The sequence below is a fragment of the Pseudomonas sp. GW821-FHT02H09 genome (genome assembly GCF_059421425.1).
The window spans coordinates 201,396-223,355 of record NZ_JBWKVA010000008.1; the positions used below are offsets into that span (position 1 = coordinate 201,396).

Consider the following 21,960-nt stretch of genomic DNA (forward strand, 5'->3'; position numbering starts at 1 on the left):
ACCTCAATGCCCTGTCGCAAAGGCGATCGGCGCCGAGCGGGCCAGACCGCCACGGCACTTGAGTACCCGCAGTTGCGCGGGCCGGGCATCGATGGCGATACGCAAGGCGGCTGGCGAAGGATTGATGGCTTCACTGATCGAGCGATAGGCGAACGCCAGGGTCTGACCGGTTTCGGCCGCCACCTGCAAGCGGCGCAAGGCACGGTCATCAGCCTTCTGCGGCCAACACAGGACCGCGCCGCAACTGCCCGAGCGCAGGTATTGTTCCGCCGCCCACAGGGCATCGCGCTCACTGGCCTGAATCACCGACAGCTGACGCAGGTCCACGCCAGCGTTCTGCCAGGCCTGCGGATATGGCACATGGGGCGGCGCCACCAGGACAATTCGTTCGCCCACGGCGGATAATCGCGCCAGGGTCGGCCACACCAGTTGCAGCTCACCGACGCCCTGCCCGGCAATCAGGATTTCCGTCAGGGCCGCTTCTGGCCAGCCACCCGTGGGCAACGCCGCATCCAGCGCCCAATGGCCTGTCGGTTGAGGGCTGGCCGGTGGCGCGGCGGGCCGGCCTTTCCAGACCTGGCCAGCATTGAACAGAGTATCCAGAGCAACGACGGCACCCATCATCCTCGCCTCACCAACCCACAGAACACCCCTTCGATGGCCAGGTCCTGATCGGCGTGCACAACGATGGGCGCATAGGCCGGGTTGCGCGGCAGCAAACGCACGCCCCCTGCGACCCGTTCAAAGCGTTTGATCGTGACTTCACCATCGAGCCGCGCCACCACGATCTGACCGTTTTCAGCCTCGGCACTGCGCCGTACGCCCACCAGATCGCCGTCGAGAATGCCGTCTTCGATCATCGAATCACCCTGCACCCGCAGCAGGTAATCCGGAATCCGCGAAAACATCGCCGGGTCCAGCATCAGCCGACTGTGCACCTGGGCATCGACACCGATCGGTGCACCGGCGGCCACCCGCCCCAGCACCGGAATATCCAGCAGTTCGGGCCTGGGTGGCTGATTCAACAAACGAATACCTCGCGCCTGATTGGCGTTGACCTCAATGAAACCGGCTTCGGTGAGGGCCACCACATGCTTGCGCGCCACACTGCGCGAGGCGAAACCAAAAGCCTCGGCGATCTCGGCGAGGCTCGGTGGCTGACCTTGTTGCGCGATGCGGTCGCGGATAAAGGTCAGGATGGCAGTACGGCGGGGAGTTAAAGTCGTCATGGAGTACATTTGTACTCCTGTCGGATTTTTCTGACAAGAGCCACCAGTCGTCAACAACGTCGGCGCAAGTGAGATCGCAGCCTATCGGCAGCTCCAGGAACGCGTACCCCACACAAACAGGCCGGCCGGCAGGCCGCCTCGCTTTTGCTTTGGCTTTTGATCTTGATCTTGATCTTGATCTACCCGCCCCTTCGGCAGGCCGAGTGGAGGTGTTCATCAGGGGGTAGGCGCGCAGCGCCGTTCGACGAAGTCGAACACATCGAGAGGAGGTCGAAGCGAAGCCGACCGTAGGCGATGCCCCCTGATGAATGCCGGAGCGAAGGAACACCGAGCCTGAGCGAGGTGCCGGACGCTTGGGGCGAAGCCTTTTGCTTACTTTTCGGCGTCTGGAAAAGTGAGGCGCCGTAAGGGCGAAACCCTAAGTGGCCGTTACCGCAGCAACGGATATGTACACCTGCGAGAGCCAGGCCGGCTGTCAGGCCGCCATCGCGAGCAATCGAGCGTCGACCGGCTGCTCCCACAATGGATTGGTGTACATCTGTGAGAGCCAGGCCGGCTGTCAGGTCGCCATCGCGAGCAAGCTCGGCTCCCACAGTTTTGATTCGCATACGTCTGCGAGAGCCAGGTCGGCTGTCAGGTCGCCATCGCGAGCAAGCTCGGCTCCTACAAAAACGGCAGAAAGGTAGAGCGGCATACACCGCCCCACCACTCAACAGGCCGAGCGTTAGCTCGCCTGCCGCTTTTGATCTTGATCCACCCGCCCCTTCGGGAGGCTGAGTGGAGGTGTTCATCAGGGGGTTGGCGCGCAGCGCCGTTCGACGCAGTCGAACACATCGAGAGGAGGTCGAAGCGAAGCCGACCGGAGGCGATGCCCCCTGATGAATGCCGGAGCGAAGGAACACCGAGCCTAGGCGAGGTGCCGGACGCTTGGGGCGAAGCCTTTTGCTTACTTTTCGGCGTCTGGAAAAGTGAGGCGCCGTAAGGGCGAAACCCTAAGTGGCCGTTACCGCAGCAATGGATATGTACACCTGCGAGAGCCAGGCCGGCTGTAAGGCCGCCTTCGCGAGCAATCGAGCGTCGACCGGCTGCTCCCACAATGGATTGGTGTACATCTGTAAGAGACAGGTCGGCTGTAAGGCCGCCATCGCGAGCAAGCTCGGCTCCTACCTCCTACCTCCTACATGCCCGCCAAATACGCCCACTGCGTCACTCAGCAGATCCGCAGCGCCCGCAAATCGAGCCGGCCATCCTTGAGCGGCGGGCACCAGTAATAGCCACCGGTCATCGGCCGACTCATCCGATAGAGGCCATCGACGATGCCGTCTTCCAGACCGCTCATGCGCCGCAGTTGTACTTCGAAGGCGTCGAGGGAATACCCAAATGCCAGGAACATCAGGCCGGCTCGATCGCCTTCCACCCAAGGCATGGAGCGGCGCACGACAAAGGCTTCAGGGGCGAAGCTTTCCTGAGCAGTACGTTTGACGTGGGCGGATTCTGGCGCGTCCTCGAGCTCTTCGTTGTCACTCTTGCGCCGACCGATGATGTGATCCTGCTCCCGGACAGGCAGCGCGGCGAAGCCCTCCAGATCGTGTTGCCACTGCTGAATCGCGGCAAAGCTGGCGCCGTGCAGGCCATCTGTGCCCTCGCCCACCAGCGCTGCCGCCACGGCCGCTTCGTCGTGGGGGTTTTCGGTGCCGTCTTCATAACCGGTCAAATCGTGCCCGGTCTTGTAGCGGAAGGCTTCAGTCATCTGTACCAAACGCAACGCCGGAGCCAATGCAGCTTCAACGGCGCGGCTGCGATGCAGCAACTCGCCGCGGTCCTCGCCGTGCAGCCAGCACCAGAGTGCGTGCTGGGTCGAAGGGTTATCAACGCCAACGCCCGCCAACGCAGGGAACGCCCGCAAGCCATCGATCCGACCGCCCAGCGCCTGTACCAGCGATTCACCGAAACCGACCACCGCCGTTTTACCATCCACCAGCTGCCTCAACTGGTCGATCGCAGTCGGCAATGCATCGACGGATTCGAGAGCGAAAAACATATGGCGTGCCTGAGACGGTACTGGGGTGGCAAGGATGCCCGGCTGGTAGTAACTCATGAGAACTCCTTTAGAAAGCACAAAGTTTAACCGCCGCGCAGCGGCATATGCTTGCGGTTTCAATGAGAAACAATTGAGCAAGTCGAACAAATCTGCACGGATAGGGCATGACAACCCTTGTCACGATCAGGTAAAACGATTCAGCTATGCTGATCCTGGCGCGCGGCCTGAAGAACTTGACCCTTTGGCCGCGCTCCGTGATAACACACCTTATCTGCATCACCCAATCCATACGGGGTAGCGCCATGACCACAGATAACATTCTCGACAACCTGTTCCCCAGGGCCGCGGACATCCCGGAAAAGTACCGCATTAACGGCCAGATCGAACAACGCGAATACCTCGTCGATGGCGTATTAAAGATTTGGTCCGGCCCACTCGCACTGGTGCGCAGTCCGGTCTATCTGGCCAGTGAAAACGCGGATGAACAAGTCATCCTCGGCAGCACGCCTCTGCTGGATGCCGACACCGCATTGACTGCGCTGGATGCCGCCGTCCGCGCCTACGACAGAGGTCAGGGCAACTGGCCGACGATGCGCGTCGCCGAACGTATTCAGCATGTCGAAGCCTTTCTCGGCCGCATGCGCGAACAGCGTGAAGCAGTGGTCAAGCTGCTGATGTGGGAGATCGGCAAAAACCTCAAGGACTCGGAGAAAGAGTTCGATCGCACCTGCGACTACATCGTCGACACCATCAATGCCCTCAAGGAACTGGACCGCCGCTCAAGCCGTTTCGAGCTCGAACAGGACACCCTCGGCCAGATCCGCCGCGTACCGATGGGCGTGGCGTTATGCATGGGCCCCTATAACTACCCGCTGAACGAGACCTTCACCACGCTGATTCCTGCCTTGATCATGGGCAACACCGTCGTGTTCAAGCCGGCCAAGCTGGGTGTGCTGTTGATTCGTCCATTGCTGGAGGCCTTTCGCGACAGCTTCCCGGCCGGTGTGATCAATGTGATCTACGGCAGCGGCCGGGAAACCGTCAGCGCGCTGATGGCCAGCGGCAAGGTCGATATCTTTGCTTTCATCGGCACCAACAAAGCCGCCAGTGACCTGAAAAAGCTGCATCCAAAACCACACCGCTTGCGCGCGGCGCTGGGGCTTGATGCCAAGAACCCCGGCATCGTGTTGCCCGAGGTCGACCTGGACAACGCCGTCAACGAAGCCGTTACCGGCTCACTGTCGTTCAACGGCCAACGTTGCACCGCACTGAAAATCCTCTTCGTCCACGAACAGGTGGTCGACAGCTTCATCGAGAAATTCAACCGCAAACTGCAGTCCCTCAAACCGGGCATGCCCTGGGAAAGCGGCGTAGCACTGACCCCACTTCCGGAGTCGGGCAAGGTCGACTACCTGCACTCGTTGGTGGAGGATGCCGTCAACAAGGGCGCGAAGGTGGTGAATGCCCACGGCGGTGAATCGCGCGGGTCATTCTTCTATCCCGCAGTGCTCTACCCGGTCACCGCCCAGATGCGTGTGTATCAGGAGGAGCAATTCGGCCCGGTGGTGCCCATCGTTCCCTACCGTGATCTGGAAACCGTGATCGATTACGTGCTGGAATCAGACTTCGGCCAACAGCTGAGTATTTTCGGTAAAAACTCCACCGAAGTCGGACGCCTGGTCGATACCTTCGCCAATCAGGTCGGACGGATCAACATCAACGCCCAGTGCCAACGCGGCCCGGACACCTATCCGTTCAATGGCCGGAAAAACTCGGCCGAAGGCACCCTGTCGGTTCACGACGCGCTCAGGGTGTTTTCGATCCGCACCCTGGTCGCGAGCAAATTCCAGGAGAGCAACAAAGAGCTCATCAGCGACATTATCCGTAATCGTGAGTCGAGCTTTCTGACCACCGATTACATATTCTGATGACAGAGCCCAGGAACTGACACTCGAGGAAAACAGCCAGGCCCGATGAATGACTTGCGATCGTCTCGACTGCCACCGTTGCTGCGCCGTTTCTTGCGTCCGCTGCTGGACCCCTATCGGCGCTATCGGCATGCCAAACTGATCCACGCCGTGCGGGTGTCACTGGGGCTGCTGGCCACCATCCTGCTCACCACCGGGATCAAGCTGCCCCATGGCGAATGGGCCTCGGTGACCATGTTGGTGGTCATCGGCGGGCTGCAACATCACGGTAATATCGGCAAGAAAGCCGCCGAACGGGCTATCGGCACCTTGATCGGCGCCGGCGTTGGCTTGTTGCTGGTGGCTCAGCAGGCCTGGCTGGGGATGCCATGGCTGACCTACCTGGGCATGTCGGTGGTTTGCGGATTCTTTTCGTACCATGCGATCGGCAAGGGTGGGTATACGGCGTTGTTGTCGGCGATCACCGTGTTCATCGTCGCCGGTCATGGCGACAACCCGGTGACCGACGGTCTCTGGCGGGCGGTCGACATCCTCATCGGTATCGCCCTGGCTCTCGCCTTTTCCTTCGCACTGCCGCTGTACGCGGTCTATTCCTGGCGCTACAACCTGGCGAGCGCGCTGCGCGATTGTGCGACGATCTACGGCCGCATCGTCAGTGGCCAATCGGTCACCGACGACGAACATCTCAAACTGATGAACCGTCTGAACGGCGCGATGGTGCAACTGCGTTCGTTGATGCCGTCGGTGTCCAAGGAAGTGCGGATCTCCATGACCGAACTGGACGCTCTTCAGCGCAACCTGCGGATGTGTGTCAGCACCCTCGAAATCCTCGCCAACACACGACCGGACCCCAGCGACGAACAGGCCATGGCCTTGATGCAATCAGCCCTGAAAACCGAGCACCGACAGATCCGCGTGCAATTGATCGGCATGGCCCGCGCCCTCAAGTCCGGTGCCTCGCAACGGCTAGACCGTTCTGTTGCCGGTTCGCCGGACAACTCCACATTCAGCGTTCCGGTCTACACTGCGCTGGACGGCTATCGCCTATTGACCCGGCAATTGGCCGCCAATCTCGACAATATGCGTCAACGCCTGGCGAAGACCGCCGTGCATTGGAAAATCTGAAAACCAGTCACTGCACCGCCGCCCGCCGAAAGCCAAGGCTCCAGCCCTGCTGCATGCCTGCCGCAGCGAGCAGAATCGCGATCACGCCCAGCCATTGCATCAGCTCAAGGCGATGACCGAAGGCGAACCAATCGACGAAAATCGCCGCAATCGGGTAGATAAACGACAGCGCACCGGTCAATGCTGTCGGCAGCTTTTGAATCGCGCCGTACAGCAATACATACATCACGCCGGTGTGCACCACACCCAATGTCAGCAGACTGGCCCAGGCGCCAGACTCCTGCGGCAACGCGGCGATATTCGCCCACGGCGCCAACAACAGAACACCGGTGCAGACCTGAATCAGGGCGATCAAATGCGGTGGAGTACCGGTCAGACGCTTGATAATCAGTGCAGCGAAGGCATAGAGCAGCGCGGCGCCCAGTGCCAGTCCGATTCCGAGCAGGTAGTCGCCACCTGCTGAGCCCTGCTCACCATGAGCGCTGACGATCGCCAACATCCCGAGAAACGACACACCAAGCCAGAACAATTTCTGTGCGGTGATCTTTTCTCCGAGAAACAACGCCGCCAGCCCCACCAACATAAAGGGTTGAACGTTGTAGACCGCGGTACCGATGGCAATCGATGCCCGGGAATAAGAGGCAAACAACAGCACCCAGTTACCGACAATCGCCACACCGCTGAGCACCGCCAGGATGAATGTGGTGCGAGTCAAAATACCAGGACGCAGAAAGCCCAGCACCGCGCAGATCACCAGCAAGGTCGCAGCGCCAAACACACAGCGCCAGAACACCACATCCAGCACCGGCTGCCCGGAAACCAGCACGAACCATCCAATGGTTCCCGAAATCAGCATGGCAGCGGTCATTTCAAACGACCCACGACGTATCGACTTGTCCATCATCAGCCTCCTCGGTAAGAGCCTGAATTATGACAATCCACAGTGAGGCAGCTCCAGAGCCAATAGCAGGCTAAAATCCATTTCTACCTTTCTTATCAAGGCAGATTGAACCCTTTGCCTAACGAGGTTTGTATGACTGATGACATTGACCAGGTGTTGATCGCCGCGCTGATGGCTGACTCGCGACGTTCACTTAAAGCATTGGCGCAAATCAGCGGCCTGTCGTCACCGAGCGTCGCCGAACGGCTGCGGCGTCTCGAAGAGCGCGGCGTACTCAAGGGCTACACAGTCGAAATAGACCCGAAATGTTTCGGCTACCAGCTCCAGGCCATCGTCCGCATCCGCCCGCTTCCGGGCCAGCTGCAGGAAGTCGAACGGCAGATCCTGGCCATCCCCGAATTCACCGAGTGCGACAAGGTCACTGGCGATGACTGCTTCATCGCTCGTCTGCATGTGCGCTCGATGGAGCAACTGGACACCCTGCTCGACCGGCTCAACACCCACGCCGAAACCAACACCGCGATCGTCAAGAAAACTCCGGTCAAGCGCCGCTTGCCACCGATGGCCTGAGTGCGGTTTTGCTCCGAACAACGTAGATTGCTCATTTTTCCGGCGAAGGATTGGCGGCATGAAAACTCAGGCAGTGTTATTGGCGGCGCTAATGCTCGCCGGGTGCGGCACCATCAACACGGTTGTGCGCCCTGATGAGGTGGCTGCGCAGAATCTCAAGCAGCAGAAGAGTTACTGCGGCGCGATCCCGCGAATCTACAGCGGAGTCACCTATGATTTCTGCTCACTGCATGCGCCGCTGGGTGAGGGAATCGATGAACAGCAATACGATAACGCCACGCCCATTGTGCTGATCGACCTGGTCATATCCGGAGCGCTCGATACCTTGCTGTTGCCTTACACCATCTACCGTCAGCAGGCCGACGGCAGCATTGTCATTTCCAAATAGGGTCAACCCTATCCGCACCCAACAAAAAGCCCGCCGAAGCGGGCTTTTTGCTCAAGGCTTGCGATCAATCATCGCGGCTCATGATGCCGAACAGCTGCAACAAGCTGATGAACAGGTTGTAGATCGATACATACAGGCTGATCGTCGCCATGATGTAGTTACGCTCGCCGCCATGGATGATGGCGCTGGTCTGGAACAGGATGCAGACCGAGGAGAACAACACGAAGCCCGCGCTGATCGCCAGTTGCAGACCGCTGATCTTGAAGAACATACCCGCCAGCGTCGCACCCAGCAGGACAAAGAAACCGGCAGTGATGAAGCCGCCGAGAAAGCTCATGTCCTTGCGGGTGATCAGTACGTAGGCGGAGAGACCACCAAACACCAATGCCGTCATCGCAAAGGCCGAGCTGACCACTTCAGCGCCGCCTTGCATGCCCAGGTAGCGATTGAGGATCGGGCCCAGCAGGAAACCCATGAAACCGGTCAGGGCGAAAGCCGAAACCAGTCCCCAGGCCGAGTCACGGAGTTTGTTGGTGAGAAAGAAAAGGCCGTAGAAGCCGATCAGCACGACAAAGACGTTCGGGTAGCCGACGCGCATCTGCTGCGCCACGAACGCCATCACGCCGCTAAACGCGAGGGTGAGTGCGAGTAAGCCGTAAGTGTTGCGCAGGACGCGGCTAACCTCTAGCTGCTCAGCCTGCACGCTGTTATTAACTGCGTATTCCTGTTCGCGCATGGCGACACTCCTGTAGGTTTGAAACGTTCAGTCGCAAAGATCATAACAGACGCTCTGTAACAAGCTACGCAGAGAGTTTGACAGTGTGTTTCATTCAGGTATTATGGCGCCCGCAACGCAATACGGAGGTGTGGCCGAGTGGTTTAAGGCAACGGTCTTGAAAACCGTCGACTGTAACAGGTCCATGAGTTCGAATCCCATCGCCTCCGCCATATTTGTACGTCAAAGCCCTGATTATTCAGGGCTTTTTCGTTTCTGGGGTTTGAGATTTCTGCGTCGACCTTTCCGGATCGTTTCCGCATCTTTTTGGTCATTTCCGCAACCCTCTCATTTCGCAACACAACCCATCCCGCTCGAAACAAACGAGTCAAAAAGTTTGTAGCGTGTTTTTATTGCACAGATAGCCAGCTCGCGCTTTGCATTAATCTCCGCTCAACATAGGTTCAACTTAATCGACCGGCAACGAAGCCAACATTTCCGCGCGGCACACCTCAAGAATTTCGTCCGCCAGGGCGGAATCATCCGGGCAGGCACGCGACAGGATAATCGCGCCGACGGCCCGCGACAGCAGGTCGATCATCTTCTTTCGCCCCTCACCCGCCTCGGCATCAGGCCCTGTAGGGTATTTCTCGCCCAGAGTTTGCAGGGTGTGTTCAATGCCCTCGGCAAACGTTGCTTTCACCTCATCCGACTGGCGCGCCGCGTCGCCGCCCAACGCGGCCATGGTGCAACCGTCGCCACGCCCGTCGCGATGCTCTCTGTTCACATAGACGTTGATGAAGCCCGCAACATCCAGCGCTTGGGCGCCTGTCAGCGATTTGGCCAGACTGCACGCCGAAGCTTCGGCCATCAGATCGGCCTTAGACCCGAAGTGCTTGTAGAAGCCGCCATGGGTGAAACCGGCAGCCGCCATGAGGTCCGCCACACCGACGCCGTCAAAACCGCGCTCACGGAACAGCTCTGAGGCTGTTTCAACAATGTGCTCTCGATTGGCCTGCGCCTGGGCCTTGGTCACTCTCACGTGCAATACCTCGTGTTCAGCGGGAAATCCTGCGTCCAATGATACATAGATGTTACCCATAATCAAAACCGTTGACAGTTTAGATTTCGATCATCATCCTAATTGCAGGCACCACCGATCACCATCAACGGGCACGGAAGATTCATCAGATGACCAAGCAGACTCTGTTCACCCCTTACATGCTAGGCAGCCTCACGCTGTCGAACCGCGTCGTTCTCGCGCCGCTGACACGCAACCGCGCCGGCCAAGGTTTCGTCCCCAGCGAATTGGCGGCGACCTACTACAGCCAACGCGCCAGCGCCGGTCTGCTGATCAGCGAAGCCACGCAGATTTCCCGACAGGGCCAGGGTTATCAGAACACTCCCGGGATCTATACCCAGGCGCAGATCGACGGCTGGCGTGCAGTCACCGATGCTGTGCATGCCAAGGGCGGAAAAATCTTCCTGCAACTGTGGCATGTCGGCCGCGTCTCCCACGTTGATCTGCAAGAAAACGGCGCAGCACCGGTGGCACCTTCCGCACTGCGCGCCGCCACCAAAGTGTTCGTCAACAACCGCTTTGAAGACGTCTCCGAGCCGCGGGCACTGGACATCAGCGAACTGCCGGGGATCGTTGCCGACTTCCGCCAGGCGGCGGCTAACGCTATCGCCGCCGGGTTCGATGGCGTCGAAATTCACGGTGCCAACGGCTATTTGCTCGATCAATTCCTCAAGGACAACGCCAATCTGCGCACCGATGTTTACGGCGGATCGATTGAAAATCGTGCACGTCTGTTGCTCGAAGTGACGGCGGCGGTGATAGATGAAATCGGTGCGGACCGCACCGGCGTGCGTCTGTCGCCGGTGTCACCAGCCAATGGCGTATCCAGCAGCGATCCGCAGGCGCAATTCGACTACGTCGCCGAGCAACTCGACGCCCTCGGCGTGGTTTATCTGCATGTCGTCGAAGGCGCGACCGGTGGCCCGCGTGACGTGGCGCCCTTCGATTTCGCTGCCCTGCGCCAGCGCTTCAAAAACACCTACATCGCCAATAACGGCTATGACCTGGACCTGGCGACTTCGAAGCTCGCTGAAGACCAGGCCGACTTGATCGCCTTCGGTCGCCCGTTCATTGGCAACCCGGATCTGGTGGAACGCCTGAAACGTGGCGCGCCGTTGTCCGCGTTCAATCCCGCCACCCTCTATGGCGGCGGTGCGGCAGGCTACATCGACTACCCGACACTGGCTGAATCGAGCGTCAGCGCAAGCTGAGCGCGTTCTGTTTCTCACATTCTGAAAGAGAGATAACCCATGAGCACTCGCCCTACTGTTCTGATCACTGGCGCCTCCACCGGCATTGGCGCGGTCTACGCCGAGCGCTTCGCGCAACGCGGTCACGATCTGGTCCTGGTCGCCCGCGATCAGGCGCGCCTCGACGCACTGGCTGTGCGCTTGCGCAACGAACACGACGTCGCCGTCGATGTGATCCCGGCGGACCTGACCCAACCCGGCGATTTAACCACCGTTGAAAACCGCCTGCGCGACGACGCCCGCATCGGCATCCTCGTCAATAACGCCGGCGCCGCGTTGTCCGGCAACTTCGTCGATCAAAGTACCGACAATGTGGCGCAACTGGTCGCCCTCAACACCACCGCGCTGGTGCGCCTCGCCAGCGCCATCGCTCCACGCCTGGCCAAGGCCGGCAACGGTGCGATTATCAACATCGGTTCGGTGGTGGGCCTGGCGCCGGAGTTCGGCATGACGGTCTACGGTGCGACCAAGGCCTTTGTCCTGTTCCTGTCCCAGGGCCTGAGCCTGGAACTGTCGCCTCAGGGCGTCTACGTGCAAGCGGTGCTGCCCGCCGCCACCCGCACGGAAATCTGGGATCGCTCCGGCGTCGACATCAACACCTTGAGCGAAATCATGGAGGTAGGCGATCTGGTGGATGCCGCCCTCGTCGGTTTCGATCGTCGTGAACCGGTGACCATCCCGCCGTTGCACGAGGCGCAGCGCTGGCATGACCTGCAGGGCGCACGTCAGGGCCTGCTGGGGCAAATCCGTCAGTCTGCGGTTGCCCAGCGCTACCAGACCCCACAGTGATCTTTAGGTAGCGAGCACTCGCGGCAGATTCGATGCAGGCCCAAGTCACTGCATCGAATCCGACCCGCTGTCCGGAGCAGCAATGAATTCAATTCAGACAAATCCCCTTTCCGCTTCGCCAACTTTGTTCATCAATGCGGCGAACCAGTCGATCACGGTCAACGGCACTCCCTTCGCCTATCGCGACATCGGCCCGCGCGTCGGCGTGCCCCTCGTACTGTTCAACCACTGGGGCGCGGTGTTGGACAACTTTGACCCAGCGATCATCGATGGTCTGGCGCAAACCCGTCGCGTCATTACCACCGACTATCGCGGCATCGGCGGCTCGGGTGGAACCGCGCCACTGACCGTCGGCGAGATGGCTGACGACGCCATCCAGCTGATCCAGGCGCTGGGGCTGGAAACCGTTGATGTGCTGGGTTTCTCCCTCGGCGGCTTCGTCGCTCAGGACCTCGCCCTGAAGGCGCCTGATCGGGTGCGGCGGCTGATTCTGACCGGCACCGGACCGGCCGGTGGCGAGGGTATCGACAAGGTCGGCGCAGTGTCGTGGCCATTGATCCTCAAAGGTTTGCTGACCCTGCGCGATCCCAAGTTCTACCTGTTCTTCACCTCGACAGCCAATGGCCGTCGATCCGCCTCGCAGTATTTGCAGCGCCTGCGAGCACGCAAACACAATCGCGATAAGGGCCCGACGCCCCGCGCTTTCCTGCGGCAGTTGAAAGCCATCACCGCGTGGGGCCAACAGGCGCTGCAAGACCTCGAACGATTGCGCATGCCGACGCTGATCGTCAACGGCGACACCGACATCATGGTGCCCAGCGTCAACTCGCTTGAGCTGGCCAAGCGAATCCCCAGCGCAGAACTGGTGATGTATGAGGATGCCGGTCACGGCGGCATTTTCCAGCACCACGCTGATTTTGTGGCCAAAGCTCAGGCGTTCCTCGATGCCTGACCACGCGCCGACTACCCTCCTGATAACCGACAAGAGCCGCACCCCGATGAAAGCCTTTCTGATTGACCGCTATGGCAAGCAACCCGGACGCCTCGGCGAAGTGCCCGCGCCCGCAGTGGGTGCTCACGATGTGTTGATCGAGGTCCATGCCAGCAGCGTCAACGTGCTGGACTCGAAGATCAGCAGCGGCGAATTCAAGCTGATCCTGCCCTACGCGTTTCCGCTGGTATTGGGCAATGACCTGGCGGGCGTGGTGAGAGAAGTCGGTTCGAAGGTGACACGCTTCCAACCGGGTGACGAGGTGTACGCCCGCCCGCCGGAAACGCGGATCGGCACCTTCGCTGAGTTGATCGCGGTGAACGAAAACGCGATCGCCCTGAAACCGGCCACTACCAGCATGGCGCAAGCCGCGTCCCTGCCCTTGGTAGCACTCACCGCCTGGCAGGTTCTGGTGAAAACCGCTCGCCTGCAAAAGGGCCAGAAGGTGCTGATTCACGCCGGCTCCGGTGGCGTCGGCACGGTGGCCATCCAGCTCGCCAAACACCTCGGTGCCTTTGTCGCGACCACCACCAGCACCGCAAATGTCGAATGGGTCAAGGCGCTGGGGGCTGACGTGGTCATCGACTACAAAAAGCAGCACTTCGAGAGTGTCCTGCACAGCTACGACGTGGTGTTGAATAGCCTCGGCGCCGATGTTCTGAAGAAATCACTCAAAGTGCTCAAGCCCGGCGGCCAACTGATTTCCATCTCTGGGCCACCCACCGCACAATTCGCAAAGGAGCAAGGTTTGTCCTGGCCGTTGCAGCAGGTCATGTGCCTTTTGAGCCTGGGTATTCGGCACAAGGCACGCAAGCAGGACGTCAGCTACACGTTTGTGTTCATGCGTGCCAACGGCGCGCAGTTGCAGCACATCACCGCGCTGGTCGAGGCCGGCATTATCAAACCGGTGCTTGACCGTGTCTTCACCTTTGATTCAACGGCAGAGGCACTGAAATACGTCGAACAGGGACGCGCCAAGGGCAAAGTCGTTATTTCGATCAAATGACTACTACGCTGCCTTTCGATGAGTCGATTGACGAGCCTGAGCAACGTTCAGCGAACACGCATTCTTCATCCGCGCTGCCCGAAGTGAATGCATCAGCGTTTCAGAAACAGGAAGCGCAGCAAACAGACGCGCTGCCTGTTACGCCACCAGTGATCCTCTGGCGTCGTTTGATGCTTGAGCAGTAGAGACTGGTTGCATAAAAGTAGCCCAAGCGTGGATAGCTTCGAATATCGCTAACGCCACTTAGTTGTTTGTGATGGGAAGGAGTGGAGTGAATGATTCTAGCCGGAAGGGGAAAGTCGGAAACTGCTGCTTTCGGCCAGAAGCGGTCGGTGATCCAAATAAATAAATCTGCCCCCGTTTTCTTAACCGCATGAGATGAGCGTTGCACCTTTGATTTAGAGATGTATCGAATCGGCGTTGGCAATAAATCAGGACACTTTTGAGAGGCAAGCCCTGCAGTCCGGTGTGACTACTTAAAGCCCCGTTGACGAGCAAGAATGGTGAGTGTGCAGCGATTTTCGCCCAAGGGGCGCCATGCTGATGGTTCTCCGTTCGCACCCTGGCCGTGGGCTAGGAGGCTATTTAGGGCGCTCATGGAATGCAGCAAAAACATCCGCCATAAAATCCATGAAAACGATGGCTCGCTGGGGCAGCAGCCGATTCGCTAAGTATACGACTTGGATCGGGACGGGTGGCGCCACGTATTCGTTAAGCAGCAATTGAAGATTGCCACTTCTCAGCCCTTCCTCATAAAGCCATTGAGGCCCCTGCGCGATTCCCAATCCTGCATTGACGTACTCACGTATCGCCTCAGGCGAGTTGACACGCAGTCGTCCGGAGATCGGGACATCAGTATCCTTAAACCGCCAGTTGGTTCCAGTGGATAGGAGGGTATAAATGAGGCAGTCGTGTTCCTTCAGGTCATCAGGCGAAGAGGGAGAGCCACGTTTCTCTAGGTACGCACGGCTGGCAACGCACACACGCTCGAACCACGCTAGTGGCCGGGCTCGCATTGCACTGTCCTCCAGGTGCCCAATACGAATCGCGAGTTCTGCCCCCTCGTCGACTAAATTGACGTAGCGATCATTGATTTGAAGATCGAGCGACAGTTCGGGATAGCGCCCTAGAAAGCTCGCGACGTGCGGTACGATGAAGGTGTGAGCCAATGCGGTCGGGCAAGCGACGCGCAGTAACCCAGACGGCGCTACGTTCCCTCTCAGTGAGGACTCTGACTGTTCCACTGAGTCCAGAATACGCCGCGCATCTGCGTAGTACCGTTCACCCTCGGGCGTGAGCATCAGCTTTCGTGTGGATCGGTGAAGCAGCCTGGTTTGCAAATGGTCTTCAAGAGCAGCGACGTAACGACTGACGTTCGGTTGCCCTAGTCCTAGATCACGTCCCGCAGCAGAAAAACTACCTGTCTCGACAGCGCGTACAAAACAGCTCATCAGTAACAACCGGTCCATCACGCCCCTTTTCATGCAGATTTTGCATGAGATCTATTCTATTTGCCCATCTTATCAGCGCGCTGGCATGAATACATAGTTGCTCTCAGAAGGTCAGTCGTCCGGCTGGCCGCCCCAAAAGAGAGGAAATTTACATGTCCCGTTTACAAGGCAAGCGTACCCTCATCACTGGCGGTACAAGCGGCATCGGTCTGGAGACCGCCAAGCAATTTCTCGCCGAAGGCGCACGCGTGATCGTCACAGGTGTTAATCCTGAGTCCATGGCAAATGCTCAAGCTATTTTAGGTAGCGAAGTCCTGGTGCTGCGAGCCGACTCAGCTAGTGTCGCAGCCCAGAAGGAGCTGGCGCAGGCTGTTCAGTCTCATTACGGGCAGCTCGACGTTGCCTTCCTCAATGCTGGCGTATCCGTCTGGATGCCAATCGAAGACTGGAACGAGGAGATGTTTGATCGCTCCTTCGACATCAATGTCAAAGGCCCTTACTTCCTCCTGCAAGCACTGCTGCCGGCCTTCTCTAATCCTGCATCGGTGGTTCTTAACACCTCGGTAAGTGCGCACCTGGGCGACGCGCGTTCATCCGTTTATGCGGCAACGAAGGCGGCGTTTCTGAACATGTCGAAAACGCTCTCTAGCGAGCTTCTCCCGCGTGGTGTTCGTGTAAACGCGATCAGCCCTGGCCCGATCGATACTCCGCTGTACGACAAGCTGGGTATCCCCGATGCCTATCGCGAGCAGGTCAACAAAGATATCGCCGCGACTATACCCTTTGGCCGTTTCGGTACGCCTGAAGAAGTAGCTAAGGCGGTTCTGTATCTGGCGTCGGACGAGTCTCGTTGGACGGTCGGAACGGAAATTATTGTTGATGGTGGGCGCTCGCTTTAATGGGCTAGTCACAACTTCGCTTCTATACAGCCCGCTTCCTGCTCGGAAGCGGGTGTTGTCGAAATAACAGTGGGTATTCAAATGTCGCAATCACGGCTCACGCTTGTTAGCCACGGGCTTTGTCCGTTTGTTCAGCGAGTAGCAATTTTACTCCTCGAAAAAGAGGCTCCATTTCAACGGGTTGATGTGGATTTGAAGGACAGGCCCAACTGGTTTCTGGTCATGTCGCCAACGGGCAAAGTCCCGCTTCTAATGGTGCAAAAAGGCGATGAGGAAGCGACCGTACTTTTCGAGAGCGTGGCTATCTGTGAATACATCGAACAGGTGTATCCGGAGCCCGCTTTGCACCCGAAAGATGCAATTTCCCGTGCTCAACACCGTGCTTGGATCGAATTCGCCACTGGTATGCTTACTGATGCATGGGGATATTTGAACGCAACGGATCAGCAGACAGCGCTTGGTAAGTCTTCAGCGCTGAGGGGAAAGCTGGAGAGACTTGGCGGTGAAAAGATGGAGGGGCCGTACTTCGCTGGCGAGACGTTCAGTATGGTGGATATTGCTGTAGCCCCAGTTTTTCGCTACTTCGACATACTGGGATTCGAACCAAGTCATTCATTGTTTGATGGACTTGGTCGCATTGCCGAGTGGCGTCATGCACTGGCCAATCGCGCTAGCGTTCAGGCTGCTGTCGCCGAGGATTATGCAGACCGGTTACGCAAACATCTGCTGGAGGTGAAGGCCATTTTAGTCAGATGAGTCATAAATATCAGTCCAGTGTCTCGTATGGCGGGACTTAGCCTGGTGCGACCGTGGAGCTGGGTCTCCTTTGCGAATTTGCAGGAGGCCCGCTTTCCTATTCTTCAGGAAAGTGCCTATACAACGGATAGCGATACTGAGCTTTCGTTGGCGCTCCATGTCCGCTTTTGGCCGTTTTCTGCCCGTCACGACTGACCAGGGCTGACTCCAAATCCCCACTTCAGATGAAGGCCGCTTTCCACCGAGCGCAGTCTCTCGGTTGCAGCTATGAAATTTAGGGCGATCATGAGCCCCCCAGAAAGCCAAAATACCGGCCAAATTCGTTTCCGCAAATAAACTTCCACCCCTTGATTTCAGAGGCCTCCAGAGCATAAATGAATACTGCTTAGCGGAAACGAATACAACCTAAAATATTGAAATATAAGGATTAATCTTCGGACTTGAAAACCGTCGACTGTAACAGATCCATGAGTTCGAATCCCATCGCCTCCGCCATCTTTATACGAAAAAGCCCTGATTATTCAGGGCTTTTTCGTTTCTGGGGTTTGGGCTCGAAAGCCCTTCTGGCGATGTGTTCCATAACTATTCTGGAAGTGTTCCAGAACTAACGCTGTTTTTACCCCACCTCCGGCGTCCTGCCGATCGTACATCACCCAAATCCCTACAGCTCGTCGCCCCACCCTCGCCCGACCATCACGCCTCGATTACTGTACATCCAAACAGTACACAGTAAGGCGCCTACCGTGGATCCCCTCGACATCGAAGACACCTCCGACTGGCTCGGTTCGCCCACCGAACTGGAAACCTGTACCCACTACACGCACATGCTGGAAAACGAAATCCAGGAACTGACTCTGCAACTGCGTAAAGCAAGAGAGGACATCTTCGGCCTGGTACAGATGCACGCAGAAGCCTCAGAGCAGCGTGACGACGCGATGAAAAATCTCCGGGAAAGGTCCGGACAGTTGGCTACGGTTCGAAAGCAACTGTACGACCTCGACATCTCAGCGAGAGCCAACAAGTGCGAAGCTGACCAGCTTCGCGGCATGCTGGACGGCCTCATAGATCGCCCAAAAACGATCGTCTAAGCTCAGGATTCAGCTTGAGGGTTCAGCCATGTGCGGACGACTTTCGCAGTACAGGGGTATCCACGACTTCGTGGCGGCGCTGAGCATGCCCAACGCTCTGGCCAACTCCATAGGCGATCAACCTCTCGAACGCTACAACGTCGCGCCGTCCACGCAGGTCGCCCTGCTCCACCTCGAAGGCGACACCCTGCACGCTGACCGGGTGCGCTGGGGATGGCGACCGCATTGGGCGAAAGATCGCGCGGCGCCGATCAATGCCAGGGTCGAGAAGGTCGCGCACGGTCCATTCTTTCGGGCGATCTGGCCACACCGTGCCATAACACCCATCGACAACTGGTTTGAGTGGATTGTGGAGGACGGAATAAAGAAACAGCCCTATCTCATCCGGCACCGGGACAGATCACCCATCCTGTGTGCGGCCATCGGCCAGTTCCCTGATACAGATGAAGGCCCGAGCGAGCATGACGGCTTCGTGATCATCACCGCCGACAGCGTCGGTGGCATGATCGACATTCACGACCGGCGGCCGGTGGTTCTGGAACCAGAGTTGGCCAGGGAATGGCTGGACCCAGCCACGCCCAAGGAGCGTGCCGAGCAGATGGTGCTGCACCAGGGTGAACCGATCGAGGCCTTCGAGTGGTTCAGGGTCAGCCCTGGTGTGGGCAATGTGCGGAACCAAGGGCCGGAACTGATAACGCCAATCAGCTGACGGCTATGACAGTGAAAGGAATCAAGTAAAGCATCGAGGGCTGCCTCTACGCTCGTTAGAGAGAGTCTTGAATAGCCGCAAACAATGGTGCTCTGGCCCTTACGTCAAGTCTAGACAGACTTCCATACATATAGTCATTCAGGAATTTATCATCAAAAAAGTATACTTTACAGAAGCCCATTGAAATCTTATCTATAGATATCAGCACCTTTTTAATATTATTATTAGAGAGAATCTCTTTAAATACAAAATACTTATTAAACCCTTCCATAACCTGCTGTTCTTCGGCTTCCTTTTTCGCATCATTCAGTGCAACCAAATACTCAATTGCCGAAACTGAACTCCCTTGTATTATCGGCTCTAACTCCAAACCCTGCATTACGTGCACGAAGTGATTGAAGTACATATCCTGCCAATGCATCCTTACGATGCCTTTCTGTATAGTTTCATCTAAAGCTTTAAAAATCTCATCAAAATCCGACCCCAAATTCCCAAGCTTAACAAAGCAATATTGCATGTTTTTAAGGTTTGTATCATCGCCAACTTGAAATTCCGCTACGACAGCGACCATTTTACTTACGATCGCCTTACACTCAGACACCAGTACATTTTGTCGCTCTTGATTTTTATTCCGGTGATACTGATGAAAGCCAAGATAGAACGCGCCAGCCGTTGCAAACTGAGCAATTACGTTTGCAACATCAACAAACTTCATAGCCCAAAAGCCGTCAGGATATCCAATATAAACGTATATCAATTCAAAAAACAAGATCAGCAACAACAACCCAGCACTTATAACTTTAAGCCGCTCGCTCTTATTTTTTGTATTTTTCTTTTCGTAGAGCACTACATCCCCCTGGAAAATTCAGACAGAACGGCAAGTCAGCATTAAGCCACAACGAACTATTCAATACCATTTTGAAAAGCACGAACGTAAGCCTGACATGCAGCCAGAGCAATCAATCCTTGGTCGCCGGCGTCGGTCATTCCGATAATTCGTTGAGCATGCACCGAGTCAAGTCGGGCGCGCGTGGTTCCAATGCCCATCGCTGGCGCTGGTGGTGTACCGGCAAACTCAATGAAGCGTCTGCACCGCTCCACCCAACACCCGAAGCTGATACTCCTGCACCGCAACCATGAGCGATTCAGCCTCAATGCGCAGCAGTCCAACTTCCTCGCTTGGCATAACACCTTTCGCTTCGTTGTACCGACGCAGTGCTTGCAGAGCCTGCTGCTGTATGAAACGCGGTTTCATGCGTCGTTATGCCTAGCAAAATCAATCACTTAGACATACAAAGCACGCACCAAAACGCATCGGCTAGTATCAGAATTGGTATCAGTCGCAGCCCCCCTCACTCGGCGTCCTGCCGACCGAACACAATCCCATATACAACAAGGCCCGCACATGGCGGGCTCAGTGTTGAATTACCGATCAGGCCTAAGCCGGCTGACGGCCATCCTGAAAGGATTTCGCTTTTATTCCGCCAGCCTTGTGCATGAAGCGCCTTTCGACCATCACATAAGAAACCGTTGAGACGATAGAGATCAGGCCCAGCGTTCCGCCAGCGAGCACTGCGAATTGGTTGACTGATAGCAAACTGACGTCTGTCCAATAAAAGTGGACGGATCCGAATACCAAAAATAGCAGCATGGCATGCAGCAAGTAAAAACTGTAACTGACGGTGCCCATGGCTACGAACATCTTGGCCGAGAGAACGCCAGGACGAGAAATCGTGAGCGCGATGAACAGAACGGATACGGTGAGCCATTGCTCAAGTCCGTAATTCGGCTTCAAACCTAGGCGATAGAACATAAAAACAGTTGCAGCTACAGCCACAAGCGCGGCGGCCGATCGAACCAGCCGACTGAAAGGCTTTGAGGCGATCAGCGAGCACAGCGCGCCCGGCATAAAGTAAACCCAGGCACTGAGGCCGTTAAGCGCCAGATCGATGAATGCAAACAAAATGATGGCCGTGAAGGTCACGGACCTGCTTTTCGTCACAGCTATGAAAATGATAGGCAGCACGAAGTAGAAGCGCCATTCGATGGCGAGCGTCCAGACTACGCCCAGCAATCGACCGAAATTAAACTCGTCGATGGTCGGCAAATGCAGTAGGCCAAAACTGAATACAGCTGGTAGAGCGGCAATGATCTCGCCAGACTCTTGAGTGATTGGCCAAGAAAACCACGCGGCGATAATGACAGCCAGTGTGCCGGCCACGAAAAATACAGGCACAATTCGGCGCACACGCTTCGCGTAGAAGTCCGCCCAGTCAACTGGCTTTCCTGAAAGTATTTTACCGGCGAATAGCAGCCCGGTAATGCAAAAGAATATCTGCACACCAATGGCGCCGAATAGCTTTAATATCTCGCTATCAGGAATATCCAGATAAAAAACCTGCGGCACAATTGCCAGATTAATCAGAACAAGCGGCGCATGGTTTAGAGATACCAATGCAGCGGCAACACCTCGCAATCCGTCCATCCACCTTGACTTCGGATGGTCTTCTGGCACAAGCGAAGGCATCAGTCGCGACAAGAAGAACATCGGAGCTAAGGTGCAAGCAAAAAGGAAAGCGAGCAGCACCAGAATCTCTGGCGTGCGCATTACATAGAGGGGAGTCATGCGGCGTCCTTGCGCAAAATTCGCGCAAGTCTATCAGATATGTCAACCAATTAGAGGCCGTCATATGCCTGCTCACATGTTACTCCGCGGGCTCTGGCTTGGTCAGCAGCTGCAGCCAGGTCGCCCGCTCTTTGGTCAGCGCACTTGAGCACGTCGGCAAGCACCATTGCGGCGCGGGTAGCTGCTTGGCTTGCGGCGGCAGTGCAGGAATGGCCGCTGGCTTCGCTGGTTGCGAGGCGACGGACAAGGTTGTCGGCTGCGAGCTGCAGGCTGCCAGTAGAAGTGCGAGCGGCATCAGCATCAGCAGTCGCTTGGTAGAGACGTTGTTGTCCATTCTGGATTGCCTTGTTGATTGAGAGTTGGCGTGCTTGTTCTTTGTCGCGTTCGGCGGCTTCGTTGACCAGCTTTGCCGCTGCG

23 protein-coding genes and 1 tRNA gene are annotated in these 21,960 nt (G+C 57.2%); 13 read left to right on the forward strand and 11 right to left on the reverse strand.

Annotation, left to right across the window (positions count from 1 at the left end):
* Positions 1-3: 3 nt before the first annotated feature.
* The 3 genes from imuA to AC07VR_RS13315 form a co-directional block, all read right to left on the reverse strand.
* Entirely contained in the window at positions 4-621 is a 618-nt protein-coding gene (gene imuA / locus AC07VR_RS13305; RefSeq protein ID WP_495011479.1) for a translesion DNA synthesis-associated protein ImuA, read from the reverse strand.
* On the reverse strand, positions 621-1,238 hold the full coding sequence (gene lexA, locus AC07VR_RS13310) for a transcriptional repressor LexA (protein WP_494993303.1): 618 nt from the start codon (positions 1,236-1,238) through the stop codon (positions 621-623). Before lexA ends, imuA begins: the two co-directional genes overlap by 1 nt.
* 1,201 nt (positions 1,239-2,439) lie before the next feature.
* Positions 2,440-3,327 carry a Dyp-type peroxidase gene (locus AC07VR_RS13315; protein WP_495011480.1) on the reverse strand — a complete coding sequence of 296 codons (888 nt, stop codon included), beginning with the start codon at positions 3,325-3,327 and terminating at the stop codon, positions 2,440-2,442.
* A 245-nt stretch (positions 3,328-3,572) separates the two neighbouring features.
* Between AC07VR_RS13315 and AC07VR_RS13320 the strand changes: the two genes are divergently transcribed.
* Both AC07VR_RS13320 and AC07VR_RS13325 read left to right on the forward strand, forming a co-directional pair.
* The gene (locus AC07VR_RS13320) at positions 3,573-5,198 is read left to right on the forward strand and encodes an NADP-dependent glyceraldehyde-3-phosphate dehydrogenase (RefSeq protein ID WP_495011481.1); all 1,626 of its coding nucleotides are present in this window, start codon (positions 3,573-3,575) and stop codon (positions 5,196-5,198) included.
* A 45-nt stretch (positions 5,199-5,243) separates the two neighbouring features.
* The gene (locus AC07VR_RS13325) at positions 5,244-6,323 is read left to right on the forward strand and encodes an FUSC family protein (RefSeq protein ID WP_494993306.1); all 1,080 of its coding nucleotides are present in this window, start codon (positions 5,244-5,246) and stop codon (positions 6,321-6,323) included.
* Between the two features lie 7 nt (positions 6,324-6,330).
* On the opposite strand, the gene AC07VR_RS13330 is transcribed toward AC07VR_RS13325, so the two are convergent.
* Positions 6,331-7,224: a DMT family transporter gene (locus tag AC07VR_RS13330; protein WP_494993307.1), complete on the reverse strand. Its 894-nt coding sequence runs from the start codon at positions 7,222-7,224 to the stop codon at positions 6,331-6,333.
* Between the two features lie 132 nt (positions 7,225-7,356).
* On the opposite strand from AC07VR_RS13330, the gene AC07VR_RS13335 reads away from it, so the two are divergent.
* Both AC07VR_RS13335 and AC07VR_RS13340 read left to right on the forward strand, forming a co-directional pair.
* Entirely contained in the window at positions 7,357-7,794 is a 438-nt protein-coding gene (locus tag AC07VR_RS13335; protein ID WP_495011482.1) for an Lrp/AsnC family transcriptional regulator, read from the forward strand.
* A 58-nt stretch (positions 7,795-7,852) separates the two neighbouring features.
* Positions 7,853-8,182: a YceK/YidQ family lipoprotein gene (locus AC07VR_RS13340; RefSeq protein WP_494993309.1), complete on the forward strand. Its 330-nt coding sequence runs from the start codon at positions 7,853-7,855 to the stop codon at positions 8,180-8,182.
* 64 nt (positions 8,183-8,246) lie between these two features.
* On the opposite strand, the gene AC07VR_RS13345 is transcribed toward AC07VR_RS13340, so the two are convergent.
* On the reverse strand, positions 8,247-8,918 hold the full coding sequence (locus tag AC07VR_RS13345; RefSeq protein WP_494993310.1) for a Bax inhibitor-1/YccA family protein: 672 nt from the start codon (positions 8,916-8,918) through the stop codon (positions 8,247-8,249).
* A 124-nt stretch (positions 8,919-9,042) separates the two neighbouring features.
* Here AC07VR_RS13345 and AC07VR_RS13350 point away from each other — a divergent pair.
* Positions 9,043-9,130, forward strand: a tRNA-Ser gene (locus tag AC07VR_RS13350).
* A gap of 236 nt (positions 9,131-9,366) precedes the next feature.
* Here AC07VR_RS13350 and AC07VR_RS13355 read toward each other — a convergent pair.
* Entirely contained in the window at positions 9,367-9,939 is a 573-nt protein-coding gene (locus AC07VR_RS13355; protein WP_185015398.1) for a TetR/AcrR family transcriptional regulator, read from the reverse strand.
* Positions 9,940-10,088: 149 nt separating this feature from the next.
* Between AC07VR_RS13355 and AC07VR_RS13360 the strand changes: the two genes are divergently transcribed.
* The 4 genes from AC07VR_RS13360 to AC07VR_RS13375 all read left to right on the forward strand — a co-directional run bounded on the left by AC07VR_RS13360 (position 10,089) and on the right by AC07VR_RS13375 (position 14,014).
* Positions 10,089-11,189, forward strand: coding sequence for an alkene reductase (locus AC07VR_RS13360; RefSeq protein WP_123425922.1), 1,101 nt, complete (start codon positions 10,089-10,091; stop codon positions 11,187-11,189).
* A gap of 39 nt (positions 11,190-11,228) precedes the next feature.
* Entirely contained in the window at positions 11,229-12,017 is a 789-nt protein-coding gene (locus AC07VR_RS13365; RefSeq protein WP_123425921.1) for an SDR family NAD(P)-dependent oxidoreductase, read from the forward strand.
* An 82-nt stretch (positions 12,018-12,099) separates the two neighbouring features.
* A complete protein-coding gene (locus AC07VR_RS13370) occupies positions 12,100-12,969 on the forward strand; it encodes an alpha/beta fold hydrolase (protein WP_123425920.1) in 870 nt (289 codons plus the stop codon).
* A 46-nt stretch (positions 12,970-13,015) separates the two neighbouring features.
* Positions 13,016-14,014, forward strand: coding sequence for an NADP-dependent oxidoreductase (locus AC07VR_RS13375; protein ID WP_123426097.1), 999 nt, complete (start codon positions 13,016-13,018; stop codon positions 14,012-14,014).
* A gap of 581 nt (positions 14,015-14,595) precedes the next feature.
* On the opposite strand, the gene AC07VR_RS13380 is transcribed toward AC07VR_RS13375, so the two are convergent.
* Entirely contained in the window at positions 14,596-15,483 is an 888-nt protein-coding gene (locus AC07VR_RS13380) for a LysR family transcriptional regulator (RefSeq protein ID WP_493061744.1), read from the reverse strand.
* Between the two features lie 134 nt (positions 15,484-15,617).
* Between AC07VR_RS13380 and AC07VR_RS13385 the strand changes: the two genes are divergently transcribed.
* The 4 genes from AC07VR_RS13385 (at position 15,618) to AC07VR_RS13400 (ending at position 18,917) form a co-directional block, all read left to right on the forward strand.
* Positions 15,618-16,364: an SDR family oxidoreductase gene (locus tag AC07VR_RS13385; RefSeq protein ID WP_495011483.1), complete on the forward strand. Its 747-nt coding sequence runs from the start codon at positions 15,618-15,620 to the stop codon at positions 16,362-16,364.
* Positions 16,365-16,433: 69 nt separating this feature from the next.
* Positions 16,434-17,120 (forward strand): glutathione S-transferase family protein, encoded by a 687-nt coding sequence (locus AC07VR_RS13390; protein WP_495011484.1) that lies wholly within the window; start codon positions 16,434-16,436, stop codon positions 17,118-17,120.
* A gap of 743 nt (positions 17,121-17,863) precedes the next feature.
* On the forward strand, positions 17,864-18,208 hold the full coding sequence (locus AC07VR_RS13395; protein WP_495011485.1) for a hypothetical protein: 345 nt from the start codon (positions 17,864-17,866) through the stop codon (positions 18,206-18,208).
* A 28-nt stretch (positions 18,209-18,236) separates the two neighbouring features.
* Complete coding sequence (locus tag AC07VR_RS13400; RefSeq protein ID WP_495011486.1) at positions 18,237-18,917, forward strand: SOS response-associated peptidase; 681 nt, start codon at positions 18,237-18,239, stop codon at positions 18,915-18,917.
* 55 nt (positions 18,918-18,972) lie between these two features.
* Here the strand turns inward: AC07VR_RS13400 and AC07VR_RS13405 are convergent, their stop codons facing one another.
* The 4 genes from AC07VR_RS13405 to AC07VR_RS13420 all read right to left on the reverse strand — a co-directional run bounded on the left by AC07VR_RS13405 (position 18,973) and on the right by AC07VR_RS13420 (position 21,877).
* Entirely contained in the window at positions 18,973-19,764 is a 792-nt protein-coding gene (locus AC07VR_RS13405; RefSeq protein ID WP_495011487.1) for a hypothetical protein, read from the reverse strand.
* A 228-nt stretch (positions 19,765-19,992) separates the two neighbouring features.
* Positions 19,993-20,172 carry a hypothetical protein gene (locus tag AC07VR_RS13410; RefSeq protein WP_495011488.1) on the reverse strand — a complete coding sequence of 60 codons (180 nt, stop codon included), beginning with the start codon at positions 20,170-20,172 and terminating at the stop codon, positions 19,993-19,995.
* Positions 20,173-20,355: 183 nt separating this feature from the next.
* The gene (locus tag AC07VR_RS13415; RefSeq protein WP_495011489.1) at positions 20,356-21,543 is read right to left on the reverse strand and encodes an acyltransferase family protein; all 1,188 of its coding nucleotides are present in this window, start codon (positions 21,541-21,543) and stop codon (positions 20,356-20,358) included.
* Between the two features lie 79 nt (positions 21,544-21,622).
* Positions 21,623-21,877 carry a hypothetical protein gene (locus tag AC07VR_RS13420; RefSeq protein ID WP_495011490.1) on the reverse strand — a complete coding sequence of 85 codons (255 nt, stop codon included), beginning with the start codon at positions 21,875-21,877 and terminating at the stop codon, positions 21,623-21,625.
* Positions 21,878-21,960: the final 83 nt, after the last annotated feature.